The sequence below is a fragment of the Streptomyces chiangmaiensis genome, from assembly GCF_036281785.1.
Taxonomy (GTDB): domain Bacteria; phylum Actinomycetota; class Actinomycetes; order Streptomycetales; family Streptomycetaceae; genus Streptomyces; species Streptomyces chiangmaiensis.
This window is the reverse complement of record NZ_JAYWVC010000291.1, coordinates 1-7,587: the sequence shown is the minus strand read 5'-3', so window position 1 is coordinate 7,587 and position 7,587 is coordinate 1. Positions and strand designations below refer to the sequence as shown.

Here is a 7,587-nt window from a genome sequence, read left to right as displayed (position 1 = left end):
CCGACGCAAGCGGCGCCTGACCAGGGCCGATGCCCGCCAGGCGCCGCTGCCGGCATGCGCCGTGCGGTCAGCGGCCGGGAAGGGGTGCCGTGACCTCCTGCAACAGCCAATCGTTGCCGTCCGGGTCGCTGAAGGAGGCGAGGGACGAACAGCTGCGGCGTTCGGGGTCCGGACCGGACACCCGGCCCTCGGTCCCGGCACGCTGGAAGACTCTGCTCGAGTCATGAAACACCTCGCTCGCCCCGGCGCAGCGGTCGCCGAGCTCGGCTCGGACCTCTTCGACGTCCGCAACGACGAGGTGCAGTCCCTGGGCGGAGCCCGGCGCTGCCGAGCTGACACCGGCGCCGAAGATGATCGAGCACAGGGATCCAGGTAGCCCTCCTCGGCGGGGAAGTCGGCGTCCGGCCACCGTCCCGGGCCCTCCTGGAAGCCCTTGGTCTTGTCGACATCTACGACCGGCACCACGTCAACCTCTGGTTTCCAGTCCACGATCGCCCGCACCTGTCCTGTCACCGGCCTCGGGGCCAGCCGTTCAGGGCCGGTACACACCCATGCTCGGGCAAGAATCTGCTGCTCGCACCGAGTCAGCGGGCGGAGGGCACCGGCGTCGGACCAGTTCGGAGAGCCGGTGGCTGGAGAGCCGTTGCGGCCATCGGGCGTCTGCCCCGGGGAAGCGGACCGGTGGATCAGGGGCGGGCGCCGTCGTTCTGGAGAGCCGCGTAGGCATTGACGCTGCGGTGCCAGTCGATCACGACGTGCTGCAGGCCGGGGTCACCCGAAGGGACGAAGAGCTCGAGCTGATCCACGACCCAGGGGTCGAACATCGCGAGCTGGTCCGCGATCCAGGGGTCGGCGGGGCGTTCGGCGTGGACCGTGGCGGCCTTCGTGTCCTCGACGACAGCGGCGCGGACGAGGGTGTGCCCGGCTGCCTGCGGGGTGGCTGCGATCGCGGAGCCGCCGGTGGCGAAGAGAGCGCCGCCGAGGAGAACAGCGGAGACACTCGCGGTTGTGAGGCGCCGCACCAGCTTGTTCATGGTCATTCCTCCTTGCACATCCATCGTTCGGTGGATGCGAACGATGGCTCCTGCCGTTGTGTCGGCGATGTTCACGCTACGCACTCCGCGTTAGTTGAACAATGAACTACTCGCGTGAAACACATCACCGGACAATCAGGAATGATCGGCGCAATCGTGTCCGGACTCAGACCTCGTCGTCGTGCCCGTCCGGCCCCACCGGGGGTCACGACCGTCTCGAGGGCCTGATCCATCCCAGGGACCGCTCGACGGCCCGCTTCCAGGATTCGTACTCCCACTCCCGCCGCTCGGGGTCCATGTCGGGCAGCCACCGGGCTGCCAGGTGCCAGTTGCGGCGCAGGACCTCCAGATCGGGCCAGAAACCGGCCGCGAGGCCGGCGGCGTAACCCGCACCGAGCGAGACCGTCTCGGCGACCAGGGGGCGCAGCACGGGAACGTCGAGGACATCGGCAAGGAACTGCATGAGCAGGTTGTCGGATGTCATGCCCCCGTCCACCTTCAGTTCTTTCAGGGCGAGCGCGGAGTCGGCGTTCATGGCGTCGACGACCTCGCGCGTCTGCCAGCCGGTGGCCTCCAGGACGGCTCGGGCCAGGTGGCCCTTGGTGATGTACGAGGTGAGCCCGACGATCACGCCTCGGGCGTCACTGCGCCAGTAGGGTGCGAACAGACCGGAGAACGCGGGGACGATGTAGCAACCGCCATTGTCCTCGACGGTGCGCGCCAGCGTCTCGATCTCGGGCGCACTGCTGATCAGACCGAGGCGGTCACGGAACCACTGGACCAGCGAACCGGTGACGGCGATCGGGCCTTCGAGGGCGTAGACCGTCGGCTGGTCCGCAATCTTGTACGCGACGGTGGTGAGGAGTCCGTGCCGGGACCGCACGAGGTCGGTACCGGTGTTCATCACCAGGAAACTGCCAGTCCCGTAGGTGCACTTCGCCTCACCGGGCGAGAAGCAGGTCTGCCCGAACAGGGCCGCCTGCTGGTCCCCGAGCGCGGCCGTGATGCGAACACCGGGGAGCACGGAGCGGGCCTCACCGTAGGTCTCGATCGAGGGCCGGATCTCCGGCAGCATCGCGCGCGGGACCCCGAAGAACTCCATCAGCTCCGGGTCCCAGGTCAGTGTGCGGATGTTCATGAGCATGGTTCGGCTGGCGTTGGTGGCGTCGGTGATGTGCAGGCCGCCTTCCGCGCCGCCGGTCAGGTTCCAGATCACCCAGCTCTCCATCGTGCCGAAGAGCACCTCGCCGTCCTGTGCGCGCTCCTCCAGCCCTTCGACGTGGTCGAACAGCCAGCGGAGCCGGGGCGCGGAGAAGTAGGTCGACGGAGGCAGGCAACAGCGATCGAGGAAGAACGCGTCCCCTGGGTGCTGCCTCAGGTCCTCGACGAGAGGGGCGGTCCGGGTGTCCTGCCAGACGATCGCCCGGCACACCGGCACACCGGTCCGCCGGTCCCACAGCACCGTCGTCTCGCGCTGGTTGGCGATCCCGATGGCGGTGATCTGCCTGACGTCGATGCCGACCTCGGACAACGCGCCGGGCACGATGCGCTCCAGATTGCGCCAGATCTCCGAGGCGTCGTGCTCGACCCAGCCTGGCTCCGGGAAGTACTGCCGGTGCTCACGCTGGGCGACTGTCACCAGCCGTCCGCGGTGGTCGAACAGAATGCATCGTGTGGAGGTGGTGCCCTGGTCGATGGACATCACATACCGTTCAACCATGATCGCGACTGCCTTCCGATGCGTCGCGGCGGTGCCGGGAGCTACCAGCGGGCCGCGCCCAGGTCTCTGGAGATCGCCCGTGCGGCTTCCCGCAGCAGGGTGATCAGGGGCGGTTGCGGCTGGCCCTTGGTGTCGCAGATCCGCTCGACCGGTCCCGACACTCCGATCGCGCCCACCACGAGGCCGCCGTGCCCCCGGATCGGCGCGGCGACGCCGGCCTCGCCCATGGCCATTTCCTGCACCTCGGCGCCCCAGCCGAGCTCCCGCACCTCGACAAGGGCCTGGTTGAGGTCGTCGGGGCGCACGAGGGTGTGCCGGGTGTACTCCTCCAGCCCGGCCTCCAACAGTGGCTCCACGGGCTCGGCTCCGAAGGCCAGCAGGACCTTGCCGAGCGAGCAGGCGTGCAGCGGGAGCAGCGCTCCCACGTCCAGGGTCTGGAGGGTGTCGTCCGGCCGGAAGACGTGGTGCACCACAAGTACCTTGCCCTCCAGGGGCGTACCGAGGCGGACGGCCTCGCCGCTGCGGGCGGCCAGTGCGTCGGCCCAGTTGATGGAGCGCGACCGCAGCTCGTTGACGTCGAGGTAACTGGTGCCGAGGTGCAGCAGCGCCGCTCCGAGCTGATACTTTCCGGTCGCCTCGTCCTGCTCCACGAAATCCACGTGCTGGAGGGTGCGCAGAATGCCGTGGGCAGTGCCCTTGGCCAGCCCCAGCGACGACGCCACCTCGCTGAGCCCGAGCCGGCGGGGGCCGCCGGCGAGGAGGCGCAGGATCGCCGCCGCCCGTTCGATGGACTGGACTGGCCCGGCCATGAAGCGATCCTAGTCCGGATCGCCTCCCGGTTCAGGACGGCGTTCGGTAATGCCGACCGCCCTTCATTGACCCGCTGGGTTTCCCTCCATAGCGTGCCGGAACGCTCGGCGTCCGGTCGGCAGCGTGGCCCGGAGAAGGAGGGGACATGACAATAGCGCAGCTCAACGCCGCGCCTGGGGAGGGAGTGGAGTATGTCTTCCCTCTCCCGCACTCTCCCCGGGCCGTCTCCACCGTGCGCCGGCGCGCGGAGGCCGTCCTGACCAGGTGGAGCCTGCCCACGGGCGCCGCGGAGGACGTGCTTCTCGTGATCTCGGAACTTCTGACCAACGCGGTCGTCCATGCCGTCCCGCCGGCGGCACTACGGCTGTCGAGCACGCTGCTGGACGGGCGCAGAGCCGTACGCGTCGCGGTCACCGACATGGGGCCGGCGGCTCTTGCCTGCGGCTCGTCCGCCACGATCGATCCGGACGAGCACGGCCGGGGCCTGTGCATCGTCGCCGCACTGTCGGCCCGGTACGGCGTGGAGGTGCACCCGGAAGGAGCCAGCCGTTGGGCCGAAGTACTCGCGGGGTGACCCCGGAGCGCGGCGGAGCCGTGGCGGACGCCATGGGCCACCGACCGCCGCAGGATCAGCCACGCGCCGAGGCCGCTTTCCGGAGGACGGCGATACAGCTGCCGACGGCGGACTGAAGCTCCTCCAGACGCTGGAGCATGTCGTCCTCATAAAGGTCGTCCAGGTCCTCGGCGTCGTCGAGGGTCAGTTCCTCGAAAACCTTCGTCGCCCGCTGCAGGCTGCTGTAGAACTTCGTACGGCGCTCACGAAGGCGCAGGTCGGGGTCGGCTTCGACGGTCCGGGCCACGAGTTCCTTCACCGTGTCGTACGCCTCGGCGGCCCACGATCCGGCCTCCTCCCCGTCGTCCAGTTCGTCGATGAGGGACAGATGGCGCTCGGCCTGGACACGGAGTTCGGCGGGTGCGGCGATCGTCTGGCCTGCCGGGGTCCTGACCTGGCCCTTCTCCACGATCTGCCGGACGTAGCCGATGCGGTCCGCGGCCCGGGTCTCGCTGGCCACCGCCTTCTTCAGCTCGTCCGTCCTGGCGATGTCACGGGCGAGTTCGGTCTGCAGGACCGGGTCCTCCCGGAGCCGGTCGAGGAGGGCGGCGCGCGCGGTCCGGGCGGTGGCGGGGTCGGCGAGAATAGCGGCGCGCACCGCGGTGGGGTTCTCGGCGACCTCCAGCGCCTTGGTCGGCCGGATGCCCTCGGCCTCGGCCGCCGCCGCGATGGCGTGGCCGCGTTCGGAGGTGGCACTGGAGCGGGAGGCGTAGTACGCGAGCCACGCGTCGGAGTCCGGCAGGGCGATGTCCTGGCCGGGGACGAGGATCTCGAAGTGCGGGACGAGACCGTCGTCGGCCGCCTTGTCCCAGGCCTTGTAGTACCGCATGACACGCTCCGGGGAGCACCCCGCCAGCTCGGCGAACCTCTTGGCGGAGATCTTCGGGGTCTCCTCCGCCGGCTGCCCGCCGGGCCGTACGCTGCGTGCCACCTTCAGGGCGAAGGCCCAGCCGCCGGTACGCGCGTACACCCCGAACTCACGGGCGTCACGCAGCACCGTCTCGTCGACCTCGGGCCCCGCCGAGGCCGGCTCCGCGTCACCGGCCGCCCCCGGCTCGACCCAGAACCCCTCGTCAGCGGAAGACGCCTCGACGACCGGTGCGCCAGCGGCCGACGCCTCCTGTGCCGGCCACTCCTCGTCGGGAGAACCTGCCGCTCCGGACGGGTCGATCGTTACGGTCACAGGGGACACTCCTGGCAGTCGGACGGTGGGAACCGAAGCGAGCAGCCTATATGAGCCCGTTGTCACGGCTTTGCGCCCCGCTCCCCGGGCCCGGCCGGCTTCGGGTATCCCCGCGCCGAACGCAAGTCCGACGCCGGAGGCGGCGAGCACCTGTCGGCGCGAGGGTCCGGCCGTCGCGGAGGAATCGGTACGTCTCGCGGGAACCGTGCCTGGGGGCATGGAAGATCGCTCCAGGGTGGCGAGGGACATGAGCCCGTGCGGTGTGCTGCGCGTGCTCTCGGTGCCGTTCGGTACTCCCGGAAGCGCTGCCGTCCTGTGATGCGGCGTCAGGGAATGTCACGCGGGGGCCTTGTGAGGTCAAGGGCCGCGCCGTGTGCGGACCAGGTGAGGTACCCGACTCGCCAGAAGTACATCCGGCGTGGAATGCGCCGTGCCGTCCGTCCGCTGAGCGCTGCTGTGATCAACTGATGCGTGAGCAGGGCGCTGTACCGGGTACGGAAGGATCGGGACCGATGAGCGATGTCACGAGCACGGACGGCGGCAACTCGCTGAAGGAGTCCGTCGGGCGGTACGGCATCTGGAGCCTGGGCCTGCGTTCGGAGGACCAGGCCCGACGCGGCGAACTCGCCGAAGCCGCCGCAGAACTGGAGGAGCTCGGCTTCGGCGCCGTCTGGCTCGGCGGCAGCGCCACGGTCCGCCACGCGGTCCCGCTGATCGAGGCGACCTCGCGGCTCGTGGTGGCGACCGGCATCCAGAGCATCTGGCAGTACGAGGCGGCCGATACCGCGGCGCGCTTCGATGCGTTGGCGAAGGACCACCCCGGCCGCTTCCTGCTCGGACTCGGCGTGAGCCACGCCAAGATGACGGACCAGTACCGTCGCCCGTACTCGGCCATGGTCGACTACCTGGACGCACTCGACACCGCCGGGGTCCCCGCCGGAGGCCGTGTCCTCGCCGCACTCGGGCCGAAGATGCTGAAGCTGTCCCGCGACCGCGCCGCTGGTTCGCATCCGTACCTGGTCACGGTCGAGCACACCACCATGGCCCGCGGGATCCTGGGCGACGCACCGCTTCTCGCGCCCGAGACGAAGATCGTCCTGGAGACGGACCCCGACAGGGCCCGTGCGACGGCCCGCGGCACCCTCGCCCTCTACCTGAGCCTGCCGAACTACACGAACTCCCTCCTCCGCTTCGGATTCACCGAGGACGACTTCGCCGACGGCGGCAGCGACCGCCTGGTCGACGCGCTGTTCGCCTGGGGCGACGACGACCGCATCCGGGAACGGATCGATGCGTTCCATGTGGCGGGCGCGGACCATGTGGCCCTCCAAGTGGTCGACGACGAGCCCCGCGACTCCCTTCCCCGGGCCGCCTGGCGCCGTCTTGCGGAGCTGCTGCGCTGACATCCGGCCGGACGGCACACCGTTGTCAGTGGTACGACCTACTGTGGGGTCCTGTCAGATCCGTGACGAGAAACGGGAGATCCCATGACGACCCTGCCCGACCGGCCCCGCACCGCACTGCTCGTCATAGACGTCCAGAACGGGGTGATGGACGGCTCCCACAATCGTGACGACGTGATCGCGAACATCAACGCCCTGATCGGCAAGGCCCGCACCGAGGACGTTCCGGTGGTCTGGGTGCAGCACTCCAGCGACGAGCTCAAGCGGGGCAGCGAGAGCTGGGATTACGTCCCGGAGCTGGTCCGCCGCGATGCCGAGCCACTCGTCCACAAAACCTACCTCGATTCGTTCGAGGACACGGAGCTGGAGTCGGTGCTCGCCGAACACGGCGTGGGCCGGCTCGTCGTCACGGGAGCCCAGACCGACGCCTGCATCCGCTCGACCCTCCACGGAGCCCTCGTGCGTGGGTACGACGTGACGCTGGTCGGCGATGCGCACACCACGGAGGACCTGACGGCGTACGGGGCGCCGGCCCCGGAGCAGGTGATCGCGCACACAAACCTCTACTGGAGGTGGCAGAGCGCTCCGGGGCGCCGTGGCGGAACCGTGGACACGGCGGAGGTGACGTTCGCCGCGGAGCATGCAGGCTGAGGCGCCGGAGCACGCGGACCTGAGGATGAGCGGTCGCTGTCGACCGGCGACGGCTCCGGCACCGGGAAACCGTGGAGGACAGGGGGCGGATGAAGGCTTCCGCACGGCTGCCTCTCACGCGCCAGGGGCTCTCCGAGGAGAGCCCCTGGCTCGAAGAAACATCCGACGTCGCC

The 7,587-nt window shown here is 69.7% G+C and carries 8 protein-coding genes; 3 read left to right on the top strand and 5 right to left on the bottom strand.

From position 1 onward, the window contains the following. Window positions 1-67: 67 nt before the first annotated feature. The 4 genes from VXC91_RS40235 to VXC91_RS40220 form a co-directional block, all read right to left on the bottom strand. A complete protein-coding gene (locus tag VXC91_RS40235; protein WP_329512318.1) occupies window positions 68-409 on the bottom strand; it encodes a hypothetical protein in 342 nt (113 codons plus the stop codon). Between the two features lie 277 nt (window positions 410-686). Further along, window positions 687-1,034, bottom strand: a complete 348-nt coding sequence (locus VXC91_RS40230; RefSeq protein WP_329512317.1) for a hypothetical protein — start codon at window positions 1,032-1,034, stop codon at window positions 687-689. 205 nt (window positions 1,035-1,239) lie between these two features. Then, on the bottom strand, window positions 1,240-2,754 hold the full coding sequence (gene glpK, locus VXC91_RS40225; protein ID WP_329512316.1) for a glycerol kinase GlpK: 1,515 nt from the start codon (window positions 2,752-2,754) through the stop codon (window positions 1,240-1,242). A 41-nt stretch (window positions 2,755-2,795) separates the two neighbouring features. Then, window positions 2,796-3,563, bottom strand: coding sequence for an IclR family transcriptional regulator (locus VXC91_RS40220; protein ID WP_329512315.1), 768 nt, complete (start codon window positions 3,561-3,563; stop codon window positions 2,796-2,798). A 146-nt stretch (window positions 3,564-3,709) separates the two neighbouring features. Between VXC91_RS40220 and VXC91_RS40215 the strand changes: the two genes are divergently transcribed. Beyond that, window positions 3,710-4,138 (top strand): ATP-binding protein, encoded by a 429-nt coding sequence (locus tag VXC91_RS40215; protein WP_329512314.1) that lies wholly within the window; start codon window positions 3,710-3,712, stop codon window positions 4,136-4,138. 55 nt (window positions 4,139-4,193) lie between these two features. On the opposite strand, the gene VXC91_RS40210 is transcribed toward VXC91_RS40215, so the two are convergent. After that, window positions 4,194-5,360: a hypothetical protein gene (locus VXC91_RS40210; protein WP_329512313.1), complete on the bottom strand. Its 1,167-nt coding sequence runs from the start codon at window positions 5,358-5,360 to the stop codon at window positions 4,194-4,196. Window positions 5,361-5,872: 512 nt separating this feature from the next. Here VXC91_RS40210 and VXC91_RS40205 point away from each other — a divergent pair. Both VXC91_RS40205 and VXC91_RS40200 read left to right on the top strand, forming a co-directional pair. Further along, window positions 5,873-6,763: an LLM class F420-dependent oxidoreductase gene (locus VXC91_RS40205; RefSeq protein WP_329512312.1), complete on the top strand. Its 891-nt coding sequence runs from the start codon at window positions 5,873-5,875 to the stop codon at window positions 6,761-6,763. A gap of 84 nt (window positions 6,764-6,847) precedes the next feature. Then, window positions 6,848-7,414 (top strand): cysteine hydrolase family protein, encoded by a 567-nt coding sequence (locus tag VXC91_RS40200; protein ID WP_329512311.1) that lies wholly within the window; start codon window positions 6,848-6,850, stop codon window positions 7,412-7,414. Window positions 7,415-7,587: the final 173 nt, after the last annotated feature.

Excerpts from the sequence above, each read along its gene's own strand:
- VXC91_RS40230 (WP_329512317.1), bottom strand. The coding sequence starts at position 1,034 with ATGAACAAGCTGGTGCGGCGCCTCACAACCGCGAGTGTCTCCGCTGTT.
- VXC91_RS40215 (WP_329512314.1), top strand. The coding sequence starts at position 3,710 with ATGACAATAGCGCAGCTCAACGCCGCGCCTGGGGAGGGAGTGGAGTAT.
- glpK (WP_329512316.1), bottom strand. The coding sequence starts at position 2,754 with ATGGTTGAACGGTATGTGATGTCCATCGACCAGGGCACCACCTCCACA.
- VXC91_RS40205 (WP_329512312.1), top strand. The coding sequence starts at position 5,873 with ATGAGCGATGTCACGAGCACGGACGGCGGCAACTCGCTGAAGGAGTCC.
- VXC91_RS40200 (WP_329512311.1), top strand. The coding sequence starts at position 6,848 with ATGACGACCCTGCCCGACCGGCCCCGCACCGCACTGCTCGTCATAGAC.
- VXC91_RS40220 (WP_329512315.1), bottom strand. The coding sequence starts at position 3,563 with ATGGCCGGGCCAGTCCAGTCCATCGAACGGGCGGCGGCGATCCTGCGC.